Below are 19,792 nucleotides of genomic sequence, written 5' to 3' on the forward strand. Positions count from 1 at the left end.
ATGACGGGGCCGCAGTCACAGCCGAGCGCCCGCTGCAGGTGTCGCCGAGCTCGAAGTGGCGTCAGCCGTCCACATGCGTCGGCGCGAACATCCGCAGCACCGCCGGGAGGACGACCACCGCCGGGCCGGGTGACGCGAGTGCCTTCGACAGGTCGTCCGACAGGGTCGCCGGGGTCGTACGGACTCCCGGCACCCCGAAGGACTCGGCCAGGGCCACATAGTCCGGGCGGGTCAGTTCGGTCGCCGTCGCCTCGCCGAAGGCGTCCGTCATGTACTCGCGCAGGATGCCGTAGCCGCCGTCGTCGACGATCAGCCAGGTGACGTCGAGGTCGTACTGGCGGGCCGTGGCCAGTTCGGCGATCGAGTACAGGGCGCCGCCGTCGCCGGAGACCGCGAGCACGGGGCGGGTGGGGTCGGCTGCCGCCGCGCCGAGGGCCGCCGGGAAGGCGTAGCCGAGGCCGCCGGCGCCCTGGGCCGAGTGCATGGTGTTCGGGGACTTCGGGTCGAAGGCCGACCAGGCCCAGTAGGACAGGATCGTCATGTCCCAGAAGGAGGGGGCGGAGGCGGGGAGCGCCCGGCGTACCGACGCCAACACGTCCTGTTCCAGGGTGAGTTCCTGGGCGGCGATACGTTCCGAGACCCGGGACAGGACCGCGCTCACCCGCTCCGGGGCCGACTCGTCCACCCGCTCCGAAACCGTCTCGAGCAGCGCCTGCAACCCGAGTCGCGCGTCCGCGTGGATGCCCAGCGCCGGGTGGTTGGACTCCAGCTTGCCGAGGTCCGCCTCGATCTGGATGACCCGGCCTCGCGGCTTGAACGTGTGGTAGTTGGAGGAGAGTTCACCCAGGCCCGAGCCGATGACGAGGAGGACGTCCGCGTCCTCCAGGAAGTCCGTGGTGTGGCGGTCCTCCAGCCAGGACTGGAGCGACAGCGGGTGCTTCCAGGGGAACGCCCCCTTGCCCCCGAAGGTGGTCACCACGGGGGCCTGGATCTTCTCCGCCAGCTGCTTCAGCTTGCCCGAGGCGTCCGCCCGTACGACTCCCCCGCCCGCGATGATCGCCGGACGTGCGGCGCGGGACAGCAAGTCGGCTGCCACCGCGGTCAGTTCGGGGCGCGGGGGCAGTTCTTCGGGGAAGGCGTCGCCCCCCGTCACCACCGGGATCAGCGTCGTGGCCAGCAGTACATCCTGCGGGATCTCCACCCAGACCGGGCCGTGCGGGGCCGTCAGCGCCGACTTCCACGCCTGAGCGATCGCGGACGGGATCTGGGACTGGGCGCGGACCGTGTGGACCGTCTTCACCACGCCCCGGAACGAGGCCGACTGGTCCGGCAGTTCATGCAGATAGCCGTGGCGGCCGCCGCCCAGCCCCGCCGTCGGGATCTGACTGCTGATCGCCAGCACGGGCGCCGAAGCCGCCGCCGCCTCCTGCAAGGCCGCGAGCGAGGTCAGCGCCCCCGGCCCCGTCGACAGCAGCAGCGGGGCCGCCTCGCCCGTGATCCGGCCGTACGCGTCCGCCGCGAACCCGGCGTTGTTCTCCACCCGCAGGCCGATGTACCGCAGATCCGAGCGGCGCAGCGCGTCGAACATCCCCAACGCGTGCTGGCCCGGCAGGCCGAAGACCGTGGTCGCGCCGAGCCCGGCCAGCGTCTCCACGACCAGGTCTCCGCCGTTGCGGCCGGGGGGCGGGTTCAGCGCGGCCTCCGTCTGGGACGGTGTCGGGCGGAGCACCAGGTCGTGGTCGTGAGTCACTTCGCGCGGGCCTCTGCAATCTGGCGGGTCATGATCGTGGTCAGTTCGTACGCCGTGTGGGATGCCGCCACCGACGTGATCTCCGCGTGATCGTACGCGGGGGCCACCTCGACGACGTCCGCCGAGACCAGGTTGCAGGACGCCAGGCCGCGCAGGATCTCCAGCAGCTCACGGGAGGTCATGCCGCCCGCCTCAGGCGTACCCGTGCCGGGCGCGTGCGCCGGGTCGAGACAGTCGATGTCGATGGAGATGTACAGCGGACGGTCACCGACGCGCTGACGGAGCTGGTCGGCGACCTCGTCGACCCCGCGCCTCATCACATCCGCCGAGGTGACGATCCCGAAGCCCATCTTCTCGTCGTCCGTGAGGTCCTGCTTGCCGTACAGCGGGCCGCGCGTACCGACGTGCGAGAGCGCCTCGGTGTCGAGGACGCCCTCCTCGACCGCCCGGCGGAACGGCGTGCCGTGCGTGTACTCCGCCCCGAAGTACGTGTCCCAGGTGTCGAGGTGGGCGTCGAAGTGGAGCAGGGCGACCGGGCCGTGCTTCTTCGCGACCGACCGCAGCAGCGGCAACGCGATGGTGTGGTCGCCGCCGAGGGTCATCAGGCGGGCGCCTGTCCCCAGCAAGTCATCCGCCGCCGCCTCGATCGTCTCCACGGCCTCGTTGATGTCGAACGGGTTCACGGCGATGTCGCCGCCGTCCGCGACCTGGGCAAGGGCGAACGGGGAGGCGTCCTGCGCCGGGTTGTAGGGGCGCAGCAGCCGGGACGCCTCACGGATCGCGTTGCCGCCGAAACGGGCACCCGGCCGGTACGAGACGCCCGAGTCGAACGGCACCCCGACCACGGCGACATCGGCGCGGCCGACCTCGTCGAGGCGGGGCAGCCGGGCGAAGGTCGCGGGACCGGCGTACCGCGGTATGCGGGAGGAGTCGACGGGACCGCGGGGCGTCTCGTTGCTGCTCATGAGGTACTGCCTTCTTTCCTACGCTTCATCGCGTATGCACATCTCTGCACACCTATGTGCTGCTGTTGACGACTCTACTGGGGCGTCGGGACCGATTCGTACGCAGGTTCGGGCGCTCGGCCCGCGAGGCGCTCGCGCCAGGCCGCGAGGACGGCGGCGTCGGTCGCCGGAGTCGCCAGGGAGACGACGAGATACGCGGCCAGGGAGGACAACAGGCCGTAGTAGACGGGCTGGTTGGCGAGGATGCCGTAGGACGCCATCAGACCGACGACCGCGAGGCCGCCGACGATCACGGAGGCGAGGGCGCCCTGGACGGTGCCTCGCTTCCACAGCAGCCCGCCGAGGATCGGCACGAGGAGACCGCCGACGAGGAGGTTGTAGGCGACGGTGAGCGCCTCGACGACGTTGTTCAGCGCGATGGCGGTGCCGATCACCGCCACCCCCATGACGAGGATGAAGACGCGGTTGCCCCTGACCTCGTCCCGCTCGACCTGCTCGCCGGCCTCGCCCTGGTCGTCCCGCTCGCCCCGCGCCCCCCGCACGGCTCCCCGCAGTCGCGACCAGATGTCGTTGTTGGCGACGGTCGCGCAGGCGATCAGCGCGCCGGAGGACGTCGACATCACCGCGGCGAGCGCGGCGGCCAGCACCAACCCTCGCACCCCGATCGGGAGTTCGTCCTTCACGATGGTCGCGAAGGCGTCGTCCGCATTCGCCAGGTTCGGGTAGAGGACCTTGGCAGCCGTACCGATGACGGCGCCGGCGAGGGCGTACGCGAGACAGTAGGTACCGGCGACCGTGCCGCCCCACCGCGCCGTCGTGTCGCTGCGGGCGGTGAAGACGCGCTGCCAGATGTCCTGCCCGATGAGCATGCCGAAGGTGTAGATCAGCACATAGGTGAAGATCGTCTCGCCGCCGATGCCCAGCGGATCGAAGTACCCGGTGGGAAGCTTCGCCCGCATCTCGCCGAAGCCGCCCGCCTTCACCACGGCGATGGGCAGAAGCAGCAGCAGGACGCCGATGGTCTTCACCACGAACTGCACCATGTCCGTCAGCGTGATCGACCACATGCCGCCGAGCGTGGAGTAGGCGACCACGATCGAACCCCCGAGGACGATCGCGAGGGTCCGGTTCATGTCGAAGAGGACGTCGAAGATCGTCGCGTACGCGATGGTCGACGTGGTCGCGAGCATCAGGGTGTACGCCCACATGACCACACCGGAGATCACACCGGCCCGGCCGCCGTAGCGCAGGTCGAGCATCTCGGAGACGGTGTAGACCTTGAGGCGGGCGATGCGGGCGGAGAAGAACACGGACAGGGCGAGCAGCCCGAGACCGATGGCGAAGACCATCCAGGCGCCGGACAGCCCGTACTGGTAGCCCAGCCCCACGCCGCCGATGGTGGACGCGCCGCCCAGGACGATCGCCGCCATGGTGCCGGAGTACATGGCGGGACCCAGGCGGCGGCCCGCCACCAGGAACTCGCTCTTCGACCTGGCACGGCGCATGCCCCACCAGCCCATGGCCAGCATGCCGGCCAGATAGACGACGATCACGGTGTAGTCGACGGCCATGGGGCCCTCCTTCGCGCACTCTCGGTGGCGTGTGACGAGGTCTGACACTAGGTGGCCGGAAAGCGACTGCGAAGTGTACGTTTCATCCATTCGAGCCCTGCTGGATGGAGGGAACGTCCACCGTGCCGGACCCCGCCGTTCCGCCCACACCGCCCGTGCCCCTGACGGCACTGCTGGCCCGCGAGGACCTGGCCCTGCGGCAGATCGCGGGGCCCTGTGATCCGGACATCGTCATCCACTGGGCGCACACCTCCGAGATGGCGGACCCGTATCCGTATCTGCTGGGCGGCGAGCTGCTGCTGACGGCGGGCGTGCACATTCCGGAGGCGGCGGGTTCGGGCACCTACTTCGACGACTACGTCTCGCGGATCGTCGCGGCGGGCGGCGCGGTCCTCGGCTTCGGGGTGGCGCCGGTGCACGACACGGTGCCGCGGGCACTGGTCGCGGCCTGCGAGGCGTACGAGCTTCCCCTGGTCGAGGTCCCGCCGCGGACCACCTTCTCCGGCGTGGCCCGCGCGGTCTGGCAGCTGATGGCCCAGGCCCGGCACACCGAACTGCGCCGCGTCACGGAGGCCCAGCAGAGCCTGGCCGCCGCGGCCTCCCGCCCCGACCCGGTCCCCTCGGTCCTGCGGCAGCTGGCCCGGCGGACGGCCGGCCGGGCGGTGCTGTACGGGCCGGAGGGTGCGGAGATCGCGGCGGCGGGGACCGATCCCGGGGTCGCGGTGCGGGAGGCGCTGGCCGGGTTGGCGGGGATCGTCACCAGCCGCTCCTCCACGACCGCCACCGACACCGTCGCCGGCATCCATCTCGCCGCCTACGCCCTCGGCGCCGGACAGGGTTTCGTGCTCGGCGTCGCGGCGCCGCGTCGCGAACCCGGCGACCACACCGTCGCCTCCGTCGCCGCGGTGCTGCTCTCCCTCCTCACCGGCGAGCACCAGAGCGGCACGGGGGCGGCGCGCTCCTCGGCGCTGGTACGGCTGCTGCTGGGGTCCGCGCCCGAGGAGGTGGCTCCCCTCCTGGGCGAGGAGCGGTGGGTCGTCGTGCACGCCCGGCCCGACGCGCAGGTCCCCGACGCGGTCGGCGCCTTCGCGCTCGGTGCCGCGCTGGGCTCCTCGCTCGTCGACGTGGACCGGGACGTCGTACGGATCCTCGTGCCGGCCGGCCGGGAAACCGCCGCGCAACCCGGCTGGACGCTCGGTGTCAGCGCCGCCGTCGGTCCGCGGGAGTGGACCGACGCCGACTCCCAGGCGGGCCGCGCCCTGGCCCGGGCACGCGCCACCCGCGTCCCGCTCGCTCGCCACGGGGCCCGCCCGGCCCTCGCCGACCTGGTCCCCGGGGACGAGGCCGAGGCGTACGCCCGTACGCTGCTCGCGCCGATCACCGCCGTCCCGGCGCTCCCGGAGACCCTGCGGGCCTGGCTGTCCCTGCACGGCGGTTGGGACCGCACGGCGGTGGCGCTGGCCGTGCACCGCAACACCGTGCGGCAGCGGATCGCCCGGTGCGCGGCGCTGCTGGGCGTGGACCTGGACGACCCGGACGTACGGATGGAGCTGTGGTTTGCGCTGCGGCGGCTGTGAGCATCGATCCGGGCAGGGATCCCGGGCACCGATCCCGGCACGGATCCGGGCACCGATCCAGACACGGGGACAAGCGCAGGTCGAGCACCTCGTGACCGGCGTGACTCACGTCCCAGGGGGCGGGATGCCGGGTGATCCCCAAGTCGTCTGCCTCACAATGGAGAGATGCCGATACCCGGGACACCCAGCCGCGCCGAGCTCGTCGACCACCTTGTGAGGACCCGTATCGCGGGCGAGGTCGCCACCCCGCGCGAGAACAACCTTTCGCATTACCGCCAGCTGGCGAACGGCGTTCGCAACTACTGGCTCGGCCTGGAACTCGGCGACCGGTGGACCGACGAGCAGGACGTGCTCGCGGTGATGGCGGAACGGGTCGGAGTGAGCGACGATCCCGAGTACCGGCACGGCCAGGACACCATCGACCCCGGTCTGACGGTGGCCGGCCTGGAGCGTATGGCGGCCCGGCTGCGCAAGGCCGCCGCTGGACGGCAGCGGGTCCTCTTCGCCACCGGCCACCCGGGCGGCCTGCTCGAGGTGCACCACTCCACCGCCGCCGCGCTGCGCGCCGCCGGCTGCGAGATCGTCGTCATCCCGGAGGGGCTGCGCACCGACGAGGGGTACGTCATGCAGTTCGCGGACGTGGCGGTGCTGGAGCACGGCGCCTCGCTGTGGCACACGCACTCCGGCGAGCCGATGCGGGCCATCCTCACCGCGCTGGAGCACGAGGGCCGCCCGCTGCCGGACCTGGTCGTCGCGGACCACGGCTGGGCGGGCTACGCGGGCCAGCACGGCGTGGACTCCGTCGGATACGCCGACTGCAACGACCCGGCGCTCTTCCTGGCCGAGGCGGAGGGCACCGTGCAGGTGACGGTCCCGCTCGACGACCACGTGGTCAGCCCGCGTCACTACGACCCGATGACGGCGTATCTGCTGGCGGAGGCGGGCCTGGCGTAGGGCCTGGCGTCCGGATCAGGTCACCGGCGTGATCCACGACAGGCCCCAGCGCCGGGCCGGGGAGGGGGACCCGGCGCACCGCCGGGCCGCCCCTCAGCGTTCCCGAGGGGCGCGGACCACGCCCTCCTGGATCACGGAGATGGCGAGGCGGCCGTCCTGCGTGTAGATGCGGGCCTGGCCGAGACCCCGGCCGCCGTGCGCGGACGGCGACTCCTGGTCGTAGAGGAGCCATTCGTCGGCGCGGAACGGGCGGTGGAACCACATCGCGTGGTCCAGTGACGCGCCCACCACGTCGCCGACCGCCCATCCCCCGCGCCCGTGCGCGAGCAGGACCGAGTCGAGCAGCGTCATGTCCGAGACGTACGTGGCGAGGACGACGTGCAGGAGAGGGTCGTCCGCCAGTTTGCCGTTGGTGCGGAACCAGACCTGGGAGTGCGGCTCGCGCGGCTCGCCGAACCTTCCGTACGGCGGCTCGTCGACGTAGCGCAGGTCGATCGCCTCGCGTGCCTCCAGGAACCTCTCGACCACCTCGGGAGCGATGTGGTCGTAGCCGCGCAGGCGCTCCTCGGAGGTGGGCAGCGTGACGGGGTCCGGCGAGTCCGGCTTCGGGGTCTGGTGCTCGAAGCCCTCCTCGTACCGCTGGAAGGAGGCGGACAGGGCGAAGATCGGCTGTCCGTGCTGCACCGCGAGGACACGGCGCGCGGTGAAGGAACGGCCGTCGTTCATCCGCTCGACCGTGTAGACGATGGGCGCGCCGGGGTCTCCGGTGCGCAGGAAGTACGCGTGCAGGGAGTGGGCGAGACGGTCCTCGGGGACCGTCCGCCCGGCGGCGACGAGCGCCTGGGCCGCGACCTGGCCGCCGAAGACCCGGGGGATCACGGCGGAGCGGGACTGGCCGCGGAAGATGTTCTCCTCGATCTGCTCGAGGTCGAGCAGATCGAGGAGATCGTGTAGTGCCTGACTCATGGCGTCAGTTCTACCGGCAGGTAATTTCGCGGACCTTACAGACCCATGTCCTTCGCGATGATCGACTTCATGATCTCGCTGGTCCCGCCGTAGATGCGGTTGACGCGGTTGTCCGCGTACAGACGAGCGATCGGGTACTCGTTCATGAAGCCGTAGCCGCCGTGCAGCTGGAGGCAGCGGTCGATCACGCGGTGGGCGACCTCGGTGCAGAACAGCTTGGCGCTGGCGGCCTCGGCCGGGGTGAGCTCGTCCGCGTCGAGGGCTTCGAGCGCGCGGTCGACGACGGCCTCCGCGGCGTCCACCTCGGCCTGGCAGGCGGCCAGTTCGAACTTGGTGTTCTGGAAGGAGGCGACGGGCTTGCCGAAGACCGTGCGGTCCTGCACGTACTCCTTGGCGAACCGGACGGCGGCCTTGGCCTGGGCGTAAGCGCCGAAGGCGATGCCCCAGCGCTCGGAGGCCAGGTTGTGGCCGAGGTAGTAGAAGCCCTTGTTCTCCTCGCCGAGGAGGTCCTCGGCGGGGACCTTGACGTCGACGAACGCCAGCTCGGCGGTGTCGGAGGTCTTCAGGCCGAGCTTGTCGAGCTTGCGGCCTATGGAGTAGCCCTCGGACTTGGTGTCCACGGCGAACAGGGAGATCCCGTGGCGGCGGTCCTCGGCGGTGGGCGCGGAGGTGCGGGCACAGACGATCACGCGGTCGGCGTGGACGCCGCCGGTGATGAAGGTCTTGGAGCCGTTGAGGACGTAGTGCGTGCCGTCCTCGGAGAGCTTGGCGGTGGTCTTCATGCCCGCGAGGTCGGAGCCGGTGCCCGGCTCGGTCATCGCGAGGGCCCACATCTCCTCGCCGGAGACGAACTTCGGCAGGAAGCGCTTCTTCTGCTCGTCGGTGGCGAGCATCTTGATGTACGGCAGGCCGAGCAGCACGTGCACGCCGGAGCCGCCGAACTGGACGCCCGCGCGGGCGGTCTCCTCGTACATCACGGCTTCGAACTTGTACGAGTCGATGCCGGCGCCGCCGTACTCCTCGTCGACGCGGATGCCGAAGACGCCGAGCTCGGCGAGCTTGTAGTAGAAGTCGCGCGGCGCCTGGCCGGCGGCGAACCACTCGTCATAGACGGGGACGACCTCGGCCTCGATGAAGGCCCGGAGGGTCTCCCGGAACGCTTCGTGGTCCTCGTTGAACACCGTACGGCGCACCGCCGCACCTCCTTGCGCCTAAGCCGGCGCCGCTCTCGCGTACGTGGTCGCTCGCCGTTGGGGTTCCCCAATCGATGATTGCGGTCCACAAGGCTAAGCGCTTGCTCACTCAAAGGTACCGGTGAGTAGGAAGGCGCGTCCAGGTAACGCTCATCACGTGTGGATCCCGGCGGTTCAGGCCCACCGGAGGCGAGTTCGCCACTCCGCCCCCCTACTCCGCCGCCGCGAACGCGCCCCGCGCCATCCGGTGCAGCAGCGCCGCCGTGGCCCCCCGCCCCGGCAGCGAACCCGTTCGCCCCAGGTGCGGGGTCGAGTTCAGGAGCCCGAACACCGAGTGGACGGCGGAGCGCGCCGTCGCCTCGCCCAGCCCCGGGTACACCTCCCGGACCACGCCGACCCACAACTCCACGTACTGCCGCTGCAACTGCCGCACCAGCTTGCGGTCGCTCTCCCGGAGGCGGTCCAGCTCGCGGTCGTGGAGGGTGATCAGCGGCCGGTCGTCGAGAGCGAAGTCGATGTGGCCCTCGATGAGGGAGTCGAGGACCGACCCGGGGGCGACGCCGTCGGCCTCCTGCAGCCGCCGTTTCGCGCCCGTCAGCAGCTGACCGCTGATCCCCACCAACAGCTCGGCGAGCATCGCGTCCTTGCCCGTGAAGTGGCGGTAGAGACCAGGACCGCTGATCCCGACCGCGGCGCCTATCTCGTCCACCCCCACGCCGTGGAAGCCACGGTCGGCGAACAGCCGCGCGGCCTCCCTGAGGATCTGCTCGCGACGGGTGGGGGCGTCGGTTCTGGTGGCCATGGAAGCAATTCTAGACAGGGAGGTTAGCGGTCGTTAACCTGAAGGAAATGGTTAACGCTCATTAACAGTCCGACCGCTGGGTGAGGGGACCGCAGAATGCACGAGGCAGCGGAGCTGACGAGCGCGGCAGATCCCGCGTCGGAGACCTGGCGGGTCAACGAGGAAGCACACCTCGCACTCGTCGAGGAGCTGCGCGGCAGGCTCGCCGCCGCCCGGCTGGGCGGCGGGGAGAAGGCGCGGGCGCGGCACACCGCGCGCGGGAAGCTGCTCCCCCGCGACCGCGTCGACACCCTCCTCGACCCCGGCTCACCCTTCCTGGAGCTGGCGCCGCTCGCCGCCGAGGGGATGTACGAGGGGCAGGCGCCGGCCGCCGGTGTCATCGCGGGGATCGGCCGGGTCAGCGGGCGTGAGTGCGTGATCGTCGCCAACGACGCCACCGTCAAGGGCGGCACGTACTACCCGATGACGGTGAAGAAGCATCTGCGGGCCCAGGAAGTGGCCCTGGAGAACCGGCTCCCCTGCGTCTACCTCGTCGACTCGGGCGGGGCCTTCCTGCCCATGCAGGACGAGGTCTTCCCGGACCGTGAGCACTTCGGGCGGATCTTTTACAACCAGGCCCGGATGTCGGGGGCCGGGATCCCCCAGATCGCGGCGGTGCTCGGATCCTGCACGGCGGGCGGAGCGTATGTCCCGGCCATGAGCGACGAGGCCGTCATCGTCCGCAACCAGGGGACCATCTTCCTCGGCGGCCCCCCGCTGGTGAAGGCCGCCACCGGCGAGGTCGTCACCGCCGAGGAGCTCGGCGGCGGCGAGGTCCACGCGCGCGTGTCCGGCGTCACCGACCACCTCGCCGAGGACGACGCGCACGCCCTGCGGATCGTGCGGAACATCGCCGCCACCCTCCCCGCGCGCGGGCCCCTGCCCTGGGAGGTCCGGCCCGCAGTCGAGCCCAAGGTGGACCCGTACGGGCTGTACGGCGCCGTGCCGGTCGACTCCCGCACCCCCTACGACGTACGCGAGATCATCGCGCGCGTGGTCGACGGCTCCCGTTTCGCCGAGTTCAAGGCCGAGTTCGGGCAGACCCTCGTCACCGGCTTCGCCCGGATCCACGGCCACCCGGTCGGGATCGTCGCGAACAACGGCATCCTGTTCTCCGAGTCCGCCCAGAAGGGCGCCCACTTCATCGAGCTGTGCGACCAGCGCGGCATCCCGCTGGTGTTCCTGCAGAACATCTCGGGCTTCATGGTCGGCAAGGACTACGAGGCCGGGGGCATCGCCAAGCACGGCGCCAAGATGGTCACGGCCGTCGCGTGCACCCGCGTGCCCAAGCTGACCGTCGTCGTCGGCGGGTCGTACGGCGCCGGGAACTACTCCATGTGCGGCCGGGCCTACTCCCCGCGCTTCCTGTGGATGTGGCCCAACGCCAAGATCTCGGTCATGGGCGGCGAGCAGGCCGCCTCGGTCCTAGCGACCGTCAAACGGGACCAGTCCGAGGCCCGCGGTCAGACCTGGCCCACCGAGGACGAAGAGGCCTTCAAGGCGCCGATCCGCGCGCAGTACGAGCGCCAGGGGAACGCCTACTACGCCACCGCCCGGCTGTGGGACGACGGGGTCGTGGACCCGCTCGACACCCGGCAGGTGCTGGGTCTGGCCCTGACCGCCTGTGCCAACGCGCCACTGGGCGACCCCCAGTTCGGCGTCTTCCGGATGTGAGGGACTTGCCGACGATGTTCCGCCAGACGATGTTCGACACGGTCCTCGTGGCCAACCGCGGCGAGATCGCCGTCCGTGTCATCCGCACCCTGCGCTCGCTGGGTGTCCGCTCGGTGGCCGTCTTCTCCGACGCGGACGCCGACGCACGGCACGTCCGGGAGGCCGACACGGCCGTCCGGCTCGGCCCGGCGCCCGCCGCCGAGAGCTATCTGTCCGTCGAGCGGCTCCTGGCGGCGGCCGAGAGCACCGGCGCCCAGGCCGTCCACCCGGGATACGGCTTCCTGGCGGAGAACGCCGGATTCGCGCGCGCGTGCGCCGACGCCGGGCTGGTGTTCATCGGGCCGCCGGCCGAGGCGATCGCCCTCATGGGCGACAAGATCCGCGCCAAGGAGACGGTGCGGGCGGCCGGAGTGCCGGTGGTACCCGGGTCGAGCGGCAGCGGGCTCACGGACGCCGAACTCGCCGACGCCGCCCGGGAGATCGGCATGCCCGTCCTGCTGAAGCCCTCCGCCGGCGGGGGCGGCAAGGGCATGCGGCTGGTGCGCGACCCCTCCCTCCTGGCCGACGAGATCGCCGCCGCCCGCCGCGAGGCAAGCGCCTCCTTCGGGGACGACACACTGCTCGTGGAGCGGTGGGTGGACCGGCCCCGGCACATCGAGATCCAGGTCCTGGCCGACGGCCACGGCCACGTGATCCACCTGGGCGAGCGTGAGTGCTCCCTCCAGCGCCGCCACCAGAAGCTCATCGAGGAGGCGCCGTCCGTCCTCCTGGACGAGGAGACCCGGGCGGCGATGGGCGAGGCGGCGGTCCAGGCGGCACGTTCGTGCGGGTACGCGGGCGCGGGCACGGTCGAGTTCATCGTCCCGGGCGGCGACCCGACGTCGTACTTCTTCATGGAGATGAACACCCGCCTCCAGGTGGAGCACCCGGTCACGGAACTGGTCACCGGCCTCGACCTGGTGGAGTGGCAGCTGCGGGTCGCGGCGGGCGCGCGGCTGCCGTACCGGCAGGACGACATCAGCCTCACCGGGCACGCGATCGAGGCCCGCCTCTGCGCCGAGACGGTGTCCGTCAAGGAGGGCGCGCGCGGCTTCCTCCCCTCCGGCGGCACGGTGCTCAGGCTCCACGAACCCCAGGGCGACGGCGTACGCACCGACTCCGGGCTCAGCGAGGGCACCGAGGTCGGCAGCCTGTACGACCCGATGCTGTCCAAGGTGATCGCGTACGGGCCGGACCGGGAGACCGCGCTCAGGAAGCTCCGGGCGGCCCTCGCGGGGACGGTCACGCTGGGGGTGCAGACGAACGCCGGGTTCCTGCGGCGGCTGCTGGCGCATCCCGCGGTCGTGGCGGGCGAGTTGGACACGGGGCTGGTGGAGCGGGAGGTGGACGGGCTCGTCCCGACCGACGTGCCGCCGGAGGTCTACGCGGCGGCGGCGCTGCTGCGTCAGGCCGCCCTCGCTCCCGCGGGCTTCGAGTCCGGTGCCGGCTCGGGATCCGGCTGGGTCGATCCGTTCTCCGTGCCGGACGGCTGGCGTCTGGGCGGTGCCCGGGCGTGGACGGAGCACCACCTGCGGATCACCGGCCACGACCCGGTCACCGTCCGGGTGCGCAGCGCGCCGGACGGCGGCCTCGAAGTGCTGCCCGACGGCGCCAAAACCCCGCTGCGGGCGGTCGGAAGCCAACTCCCGGGCGCTGGACCGGAAGGCCGGTTCACCCTCCGCCTCGACGGCACTGTCCACACCTTCGCCGCCCTGCCGGACGGCACCTGGCTGGGCCGCGACGGCGACTCCTGGCAGGTGCGCGACCACGACCCGGTCGCCGCGTCCCTCAACCGCGGGGCCCACGAGGGCGCCGACTCGCTCACCGCGCCCATGCCCGGCACGGTCACCGTCGTGAAGGTCGCCGTCGGCGACGAGGTGACCGCTGGTCAGAGCCTGCTGGTCGTCGAGGCGATGAAGATGGAGCACGTCATCTCCGCCCCGCACGCCGGCACGGTCGCCGAACTGGACGTCGTACCGGGCTCGACGGTCGCCATGGACCAGGTGCTCGCCGTGATCGCACCGCACGAGGAGGCGGAATGACTGCCCAGGGACTCCCCATGCCCGTACCGGTACCGAACCTGCCCGCGCGCGTGCGCATCCACGAGGTCGGTGCCCGCGACGGCCTGCAGAACGAGAAGGCGACCGTCCCCACGGAGGTCAAGGCGGAGTTCGTCCGCCGCCTGGCCGACGCGGGACTGACGACGATCGAGGCCACCAGCTTCGTCCACCCGCGGTGGGTGCCCCAACTGGCCGATGCGGAGCAGCTGTTCCCGCTGGTCAGCGAGTTGCCCGTGGATCTGCCGGTGCTCGTGCCGAACGACCGCGGCCTGGACCGGGCGCTCGCCCTCGGCGCCACCCGGGTGGCCGTCTTCGCCAGTGCGACGGAGTCCTTCGCCAAGGCCAACCTCAACCGGACGCTCGACGAGTCGCTGGCCGTGTTCGAGCCCGTGGTGGCCCGCGCCAAGGACGAGGGCGCCCATGTGCGCGGCTATGTCTCCATGTGCTTCGGCGACCCCTGGGAGGGACCGGTCCCCGTCCACCAGGTCGTCCGGGTGTGCGCGGCGCTGCGGGACATGGGCTGCGACGAACTGAGCCTCGGCGACACGATCGGGGTCGCGACCCCGGGTCATGTCCTCGAACTCCTCTCCGCGCTCAACGAGGAGGGCGTACCGACCGACGTCCTCGGCGTGCACTTCCACGACACCTACGGCCAGGCACTGGCCAACACCCACGCGGCCCTGCAACACGGGGTCAGCACGGTCGACGCCTCCGCCGGAGGTCTCGGCGGCTGCCCGTTCGCCAGGTCCGCCACCGGCAACCTCGCCACCGAAGACCTCGTGTGGATGCTTCAGGGGCTCGGCATCGACACCGGTGTCGACCTCGGCCGTCTCGTCGCCACAAGCCTGTGGATGGCCGACCGACTGGGCCGACCCAGCCCTTCCCGCACCGTCCGAGCCCTGTCCCACGAGGACCCCGAAAGCCGCAAGGAGCAGTGACCGTCATGGACCACCGTCTCTCCCCCGAACTGGAAGAACTCCGCCGTACCGTCGAGGAGTTCGCGCACGACGTGGTGGCGCCGAAGATCGGCGACTTCTACGAGCGGCACGAGTTCCCGTACGAGATCGTCCGCGAGATGGGCCGCATGGGGCTGTTCGGGCTGCCGTTCCCGGAGGAGTACGGCGGCATGGGCGGCGACTACCTGGCCCTCGGTATCGCGCTGGAGGAACTGGCGCGGGTGGACTCGTCGGTGGCGATCACCCTGGAGGCGGGCGTCTCGCTGGGCGCGATGCCGCTCCATCTCTTCGGCACCGAGGCCCAGAAGCGGGAGTGGCTGCCCCGCCTGTGCTCCGGCGAGATGCTGGGCGCCTTCGGTCTGACCGAGCCGGACGGCGGCTCGGACGCGGGCGCGACGCGGACGACGGCCCGGCTCGACCCGGAGACCGACGAATGGGTGATCAACGGCACCAAGTGCTTCATCACCAACTCGGGCACGGACATCACGGGCCTGGTCACGGTCACCGCGGTGACCGGCCGCAAGCCGGACGGCAGGCCGCGGATCTCCGCGATCATCGTGCCGTCGGGCACCCCCGGCTTCACCGTCGCCGCGCCCTACTCCAAGGTCGGCTGGAACGCCTCGGACACCCGCGAGTTGTCCTTCTCCGACGTACGGGTCCCCGCGGCGAACCTGCTCGGCGAGGAGGGCCGCGGCTACGCCCAGTTCCTGCACATCCTGGACGAGGGCCGGATCGCCATCGCGGCCCTGGCGACGGGCCTGGCGCAGGGCTGTGTGGACGAGTCGCTGAAGTACGCGAAGGAACGCGAGGCCTTCGGCCGGCCGATCGGCGCCAACCAGGCCATCCAGTTCAAGCTCGCCGACATGGAGATGCGGGCCCACACCGCCCGTCTCGCCTGGCGCGACGCGGCCTCCCGCCTGGTGAACGGAGAGCCCTTCAAGAAGGAGGCCGCCCTCGCCAAGCTCCACTCCTCGACCATCGCCGTGGACAACGCCCGCGACGCCACCCAGATCCACGGCGGCTACGGCTTCATGAACGAGTACCCGGTCGCCCGTATGTGGCGCGACTCCAAGATCCTGGAGATCGGCGAGGGCACGAGCGAGGTCCAGCGGATGCTGATCGCGCGGGAGTTGGGGCTGGCGGGCTGATTCCGGTCGTCGGCCCGTGGCCGCCAGGGGGCGGGCCGGCGACTGCCGGGAGTCGGCCGCCGAGACTGGTCGGCCGCGCAGCTTTACCGACCCAGCCGCCGCCGAGCCTGGTCGGCCGCCCAGTCCTGTCCGCCGCCCGGCCCTACCGCCCCAACCGCCGCCGCAGGCTCCGGACCCGGCGGTTGTCGGCGACCGCGTCCCGGAGCCGACGCCCGGTGCCGGCCTGGTACGCCGGGCCTTCCAGCCGCAGCAGGGAGCCGTCACGGACGACGGCGTACGCGACCGGGGTGTCCGCCTTCGGGAAAGTGACCGGGTGGCGTCCGGCCGGGAGCTTGAGGCGGGTGGGGAGGCGTAATCGTGCCGTTCCGTCGGCTCCGGGGGCCAGTTCGGCCTCGACCGTCAGAGTGGACACAGTGAGCCGGACGGGAAGCGGGGCGCCCCCCGAGGCGGCCATGTACGGCAACCCGAGCGACCGCCGGGCACGCGAGGTGTTCGCGGAGACGACAGATTGCGTGTCGGGCCCCAGTCTTCGCAGGCGCTGGTCCAGGTCGAGGGCGAGCTGGCCCTTGCCCTTGGTCCAGTACGGGAGGGCGAGCCGCCCGCCGGTCAGCGCTGGGCTCGCGGCCGGGTCGCCCGGAGTGCCGTCGCCGGTCAGACGGACCATCCGGTCGACGCCCAGCAACTGGACGTGCGCCCACACGTCGTGGACCCCGCGCTTCAGCGGCCGACCGCCTGCCAGCCGCTCCGGGTCCAGGCGCAGCCGCCCCGACACGACGAGCCGCGACCGCCCCTCCGCGAGCGGCTCCAGCCGCACTTCCGGGTCACCCTCCGGGTACCACCAGTCCTCCCGGTCCCGGTCCTTCACCACCAGCTCCGCACAAGCCCGCCGGAACGGATCGGGGACCTCCCAGCCGTCCTCCGTCCCCGGCACCCCGTCCAACAGCTGAGGGTCCAGCCACCACGTCCCGTCCCGCTCGACGAGGGCCAGCGGTTCGCCGTCCCCCCGCAGCAGGTCCAGCGTGACGTCGGCGACCAGGCAGCCGTCCTCCCACCGCGGCTCGCCGACCTCGCCGCGTACCGTCACGTCGCGGACGCGCTCCGCCAGCGCCACCGCCCCGTCGAAGTCGCCGCGTTCCAGCAGTGCGGCCCGCAGCCGGGACACCGCGGGCAGTGCCTCCCGTACGGCGGCCGGGAACTCCTCCCGCGCCACCTCCCGGGCCGTCTCGAAGCGCTGCCGCTGTTCGGCCGGGTCCTCGCGCAGGATCTCGGGCTCACGGGTCCGGGAGAGGATCTCCACGTGGTAGAGGCGGTGCAGCAGCCGGTTCTGCAACGCGTCGATGTCGTCGGAAGGGGTGGTGCCGTCCTTGATCTGGCGGACGATGGTGCGAAGGTTGGGCCAGAACCCGTGCCGGGGGTTGAACCGGTGCCGGGTGTTGTTGCCGCCGTCGTCACGCTTCATCCAGTAGTAACAGGGGTAGTCGGCGAGGATCGAGATCCGTTCGGCCTTCAGGTAGGCGGCGCTGACGAAGGCCAGGTCCTCCATGATCCACGGCCCCTCCGGAAACCCCAGGCCGTGTAACTCCACGAACGCCCGCCGGAACATCTTGTGCGGCGACAAGCTCTGCATCAGCTCGTCGTTCTCGATCGTGCAGGCGTCCACCGTGTGCCGGAACAGCCGCCGGGGCAGCGCCATGTCGGTGGACATCTTGCCGATCACCACGTCGGCGTCGTTCCGCTTCGCGTGCTCGTACAGCCGCTCCAGGGCCTCGGGCCCGAGTTTGTCGTCGTGGTCGACGAACTGGATGTACTCCCCTTGGGCGTGCCGCATACCGAAGTTGCGCGGCGCGCCAGGCCATCCCGAGTTCGCCATGGTGTGCACCTGGACGTTCGGATGCGCGACCGCGATCTTCTCCAGCCGGCCCGGCGTGTCGTCCGTCGACCCGTCATCGACGTAGATCACCTCGTACTCGTCGGCGGGCAGACTCTGCCCCAGCAGCGACGGTGCGCACTCGTCGACGTACTTCCCGGTGTTGTAGACGGGAATGATGACGCTGACTTTGACTCTCGGCATTCCACGGACCTTAAAACTCGGCGATACAGGCGCCGAGGGATCGTTTTGCTGAGCAAGATTCGATGCAGGCGCGCAAGCATTCGCCCGGCCGCCATGGCGCCCTTTACTAAAAATTGGCGTGCAGATTGACCCGCGATATCAAAGCAAACATAAACACGGGTCAATTACAACCGTGAACATATCACGACCTTATCGCACCTGTCACGTGACGGTTCGGTGAAGTCACAGCACATCGACTCATCTCAAGGTGCGACGGAGCGACACTTTTGTCCTCATTTGACACTCAAAGGACGCTTTCCAACCATTACTGCACGCAAGGCGAGGATGGTCACAACCCGTTCAATTTATGCGCGCAACAAGTTTCCCGATGCACTTGACTCCCCTTATCTGACTCGTATTTAGTCTCCCTTTACGTCATTCATAGGGTTGGCCTTATCTGGCATTACCCAAAGGAAAACAAGGGGTGGGTGTGCGCACGCGTACACATCTGGCCGGGGGGTTAGCCGCGTTGGCCGGCCTGTTCCTGGCCGCTACGGGGGTCGTGACGATGGCGTCGCCGCAGGCGGCAGCGGCGACGTGCACGGCCGGAGTGGCAAGCGACTTCAACGGCGACGGGGTGGCCGACACGGTGATCGCGGACCCGGAGGCCACGGTGAACGGGGCCAAACAGGCCGGGCTCGTGCGCGTGGCGCTCGGCGGCGGCAAGGGGGTCTTGGAAATCTCTCAGGCCACCACCGGAATGTCGGCGACGCCGGAAATGGGTGACAGCTTCGGGGCCTCCGTCGCCGCTTATGACGCCGACGGTGATGGTTGTAGCGACCTGGCGGTGGGGGCGCCTTACGAGGATGTCGTGCAGGACGGCGCCAACGTCGTCAACGCGGGGGCGATCTACATCGTCCATGGCACGCCCACCGGCATCGGGGCGGGCTCCAAAATCGAAGGGTATACCCAGAAGGAGCTCGACTCGACTACCGCGATCGAGACGTCTGACTGGTTTGGCTTCTCCCTCAAGGCTGGCTCGACCGCGAGCGGCGTGCCGTACCTGATCGTCGGTGTCCCCGGTGAGAACGTCACCGTGGACGGCAAGACCTACTCGGACGCCGGCTGTATCGAATACGTGCAGGGCAGCACCAAGAAATCCCTCAGCCAGAACGACCCCGGGATCCCCGGTGCAGTCGAGGCCAACGACCGCTTCGGTTACTCGCTCGCAGGGACCAACCGCTACTTCGCGGTCGGCAGCCCGGGAGAGACTATCGGTGACGAAAAGTTCGCCGGAAGCGTCGCGACCTTCAACCACACCCTCTCCAATGGCATGCCCACGCCACTCATTGGACTCGACCAGAACGACACCGGGATCGCCGGTGCGCCGGAAGCCGGCGACAGCTTCGGTACCTCGATCTCCATGAGCGGCTACCGGCCGAGCGGCCAGACGTACAACTCCGACGTACTGCTCGCCATCGGGATGCCCGGCGAGGACGTCGGGACGTTGGCGGACGCCGGCGGTGTCGCGGTCGTCCGCGTCCAGCCGTCCGGCGCCTACACCCCGGTCACGGCGATGGACGGCAGCACCATGGACCTCGAGGGCGACGCGGTTGCCGGTGACTTCATGGGCCAGCGAGTGGCGATCACCAACACCGACACCAGCGTCGTGACCACCTCGGCGACCGTCCGTCTGGCCGTCGGTGAGCCCGGCAAGGACACGGCGTCGGTCAAGGACGCGGGGGCCGTCCACATCTTCCGGCCGCTCGACACGGCCATCGGCGCTGCCGACAAGGAGCTCACTCGCGGCTCTGGGCTCCCCGGCGCTGGGACGGCCCGTGACTACACAGGTGTAGCCCTGTTGGCCGGGTCCACCAACCTCTACGTGGGCGTGCCTTACAGCAAGGCCTCGGCCACCTCGAAGGGCGTCCTTTACGTCGTGCCATGGACGAACATCGACGGCAACACGAGCACCGGCACGACGACCTACCAGCCCGGTTCCGGTGGACTGCCCGACCAGGGCGCGGCGTTCGGGGCGATGCGATGAA

Annotated in this window: 14 protein-coding genes; 7 read left to right on the plus strand and 7 right to left on the minus strand. The window is 70.7% G+C overall.

Annotation, left to right across the window (positions count from 1 at the left end):
- Positions 1–61: 61 nt before the first annotated feature.
- From OHA64_RS18020 to OHA64_RS18030, 3 genes are all read right to left on the minus strand, one after another.
- Entirely contained in the window at positions 62–1,750 is a 1,689-nt protein-coding gene (locus OHA64_RS18020; protein WP_405614165.1) for a thiamine pyrophosphate-binding protein, read from the minus strand.
- Positions 1,747–2,715: an agmatinase gene (gene speB, locus OHA64_RS18025; RefSeq protein WP_405614167.1), complete on the minus strand. Its 969-nt coding sequence runs from the start codon at positions 2,713–2,715 to the stop codon at positions 1,747–1,749. Before speB ends, OHA64_RS18020 begins: the two co-directional genes overlap by 4 nt.
- 74 nt (positions 2,716–2,789) lie before the next feature.
- A complete protein-coding gene (locus OHA64_RS18030; protein WP_405614169.1) occupies positions 2,790–4,286 on the minus strand; it encodes a sodium:solute symporter in 1,497 nt (498 codons plus the stop codon).
- Between the two features lie 104 nt (positions 4,287–4,390).
- Between OHA64_RS18030 and OHA64_RS18035 the strand changes: the two genes are divergently transcribed.
- Together OHA64_RS18035 and OHA64_RS18040 are read left to right on the plus strand one after the other, a co-directional pair.
- Positions 4,391–5,863: a PucR family transcriptional regulator gene (locus OHA64_RS18035; protein WP_405614171.1), complete on the plus strand. Its 1,473-nt coding sequence runs from the start codon at positions 4,391–4,393 to the stop codon at positions 5,861–5,863.
- Positions 5,864–6,028: 165 nt separating this feature from the next.
- Positions 6,029–6,817, plus strand: coding sequence for a phosphatase (locus tag OHA64_RS18040; RefSeq protein WP_405614173.1), 789 nt, complete (start codon positions 6,029–6,031; stop codon positions 6,815–6,817).
- 93 nt (positions 6,818–6,910) lie between these two features.
- On the opposite strand, the gene OHA64_RS18045 is transcribed toward OHA64_RS18040, so the two are convergent.
- From OHA64_RS18045 to OHA64_RS18055, 3 genes are all read right to left on the minus strand, one after another.
- Positions 6,911–7,783 carry an acyl-CoA thioesterase gene (locus tag OHA64_RS18045; protein WP_405614175.1) on the minus strand — a complete coding sequence of 291 codons (873 nt, stop codon included), beginning with the start codon at positions 7,781–7,783 and terminating at the stop codon, positions 6,911–6,913.
- A 35-nt stretch (positions 7,784–7,818) separates the two neighbouring features.
- On the minus strand, positions 7,819–8,976 hold the full coding sequence (locus OHA64_RS18050) for an acyl-CoA dehydrogenase family protein (protein ID WP_405614177.1): 1,158 nt from the start codon (positions 8,974–8,976) through the stop codon (positions 7,819–7,821).
- A 211-nt stretch (positions 8,977–9,187) separates the two neighbouring features.
- The gene (locus OHA64_RS18055; protein WP_405614179.1) at positions 9,188–9,778 is read right to left on the minus strand and encodes a TetR/AcrR family transcriptional regulator; all 591 of its coding nucleotides are present in this window, start codon (positions 9,776–9,778) and stop codon (positions 9,188–9,190) included.
- A gap of 96 nt (positions 9,779–9,874) precedes the next feature.
- On the opposite strand from OHA64_RS18055, the gene OHA64_RS18060 reads away from it, so the two are divergent.
- From OHA64_RS18060 to OHA64_RS18075, 4 genes are read left to right on the plus strand one after another with little or no spacing between them, the layout of a single operon-like run.
- Complete coding sequence (locus OHA64_RS18060) at positions 9,875–11,491, plus strand: carboxyl transferase domain-containing protein (protein WP_405614181.1); 1,617 nt, start codon at positions 9,875–9,877, stop codon at positions 11,489–11,491.
- A gap of 29 nt (positions 11,492–11,520) precedes the next feature.
- Positions 11,521–13,572: an acetyl/propionyl/methylcrotonyl-CoA carboxylase subunit alpha gene (locus OHA64_RS18065; protein ID WP_405624011.1), complete on the plus strand. Its 2,052-nt coding sequence runs from the start codon at positions 11,521–11,523 to the stop codon at positions 13,570–13,572.
- Positions 13,569–14,528, plus strand: a complete 960-nt coding sequence (locus OHA64_RS18070) for a hydroxymethylglutaryl-CoA lyase (RefSeq protein ID WP_405614183.1) — start codon at positions 13,569–13,571, stop codon at positions 14,526–14,528. The genes OHA64_RS18065 and OHA64_RS18070 overlap by 4 nt, the downstream gene beginning before the upstream one ends.
- 5 nt (positions 14,529–14,533) lie before the next feature.
- On the plus strand, positions 14,534–15,694 hold the full coding sequence (locus tag OHA64_RS18075) for an acyl-CoA dehydrogenase family protein (protein WP_405614185.1): 1,161 nt from the start codon (positions 14,534–14,536) through the stop codon (positions 15,692–15,694).
- A 142-nt stretch (positions 15,695–15,836) separates the two neighbouring features.
- On the opposite strand, the gene OHA64_RS18080 is transcribed toward OHA64_RS18075, so the two are convergent.
- A complete protein-coding gene (locus OHA64_RS18080; protein WP_405614187.1) occupies positions 15,837–17,765 on the minus strand; it encodes a glycosyltransferase family 2 protein in 1,929 nt (642 codons plus the stop codon).
- Positions 17,766–18,228: 463 nt separating this feature from the next.
- On the opposite strand from OHA64_RS18080, the gene OHA64_RS18085 reads away from it, so the two are divergent.
- Entirely contained in the window at positions 18,229–19,791 is a 1,563-nt protein-coding gene (locus OHA64_RS18085) for a VCBS repeat-containing protein (RefSeq protein WP_405614189.1), read from the plus strand.
- The last annotated feature ends 1 nt before the right edge of the window (position 19,792 follow it).

The organism is Streptomyces sp. NBC_00076, assembly GCF_045041235.1.
Taxonomy (GTDB): Bacteria; Actinomycetota; Actinomycetes; order Streptomycetales; family Streptomycetaceae; genus Streptomyces.

What these genes read in the sequence shown, in the direction of transcription:
- OHA64_RS18030 (WP_405614169.1), bottom strand. Translation starts at nt 4,286, where the DNA reads ATGGCCGTCGACTACACCGTGATCGTCGTCTATCTGGCCGGCATGCTG.
- OHA64_RS18035 (WP_405614171.1), top strand. Translation starts at nt 4,391, where the DNA reads ATGGAGGGAACGTCCACCGTGCCGGACCCCGCCGTTCCGCCCACACCG.
- OHA64_RS18065 (WP_405624011.1), top strand. Translation starts at nt 11,521, where the DNA reads ATGTTCGACACGGTCCTCGTGGCCAACCGCGGCGAGATCGCCGTCCGT.
- OHA64_RS18040 (WP_405614173.1), top strand. Translation starts at nt 6,029, where the DNA reads ATGCCGATACCCGGGACACCCAGCCGCGCCGAGCTCGTCGACCACCTT.
- OHA64_RS18075 (WP_405614185.1), top strand. Translation starts at nt 14,534, where the DNA reads ATGGACCACCGTCTCTCCCCCGAACTGGAAGAACTCCGCCGTACCGTC.
- OHA64_RS18055 (WP_405614179.1), bottom strand. Translation starts at nt 9,778, where the DNA reads ATGGCCACCAGAACCGACGCCCCCACCCGTCGCGAGCAGATCCTCAGG.
- OHA64_RS18080 (WP_405614187.1), bottom strand. Translation starts at nt 17,765, where the DNA reads ATGCCGAGAGTCAAAGTCAGCGTCATCATTCCCGTCTACAACACCGGG.
- speB (WP_405614167.1), bottom strand. Translation starts at nt 2,715, where the DNA reads ATGAGCAGCAACGAGACGCCCCGCGGTCCCGTCGACTCCTCCCGCATA.
- OHA64_RS18045 (WP_405614175.1), bottom strand. Translation starts at nt 7,783, where the DNA reads ATGAGTCAGGCACTACACGATCTCCTCGATCTGCTCGACCTCGAGCAG.
- OHA64_RS18060 (WP_405614181.1), top strand. Translation starts at nt 9,875, where the DNA reads ATGCACGAGGCAGCGGAGCTGACGAGCGCGGCAGATCCCGCGTCGGAG.
- OHA64_RS18070 (WP_405614183.1), top strand. Translation starts at nt 13,569, where the DNA reads ATGACTGCCCAGGGACTCCCCATGCCCGTACCGGTACCGAACCTGCCC.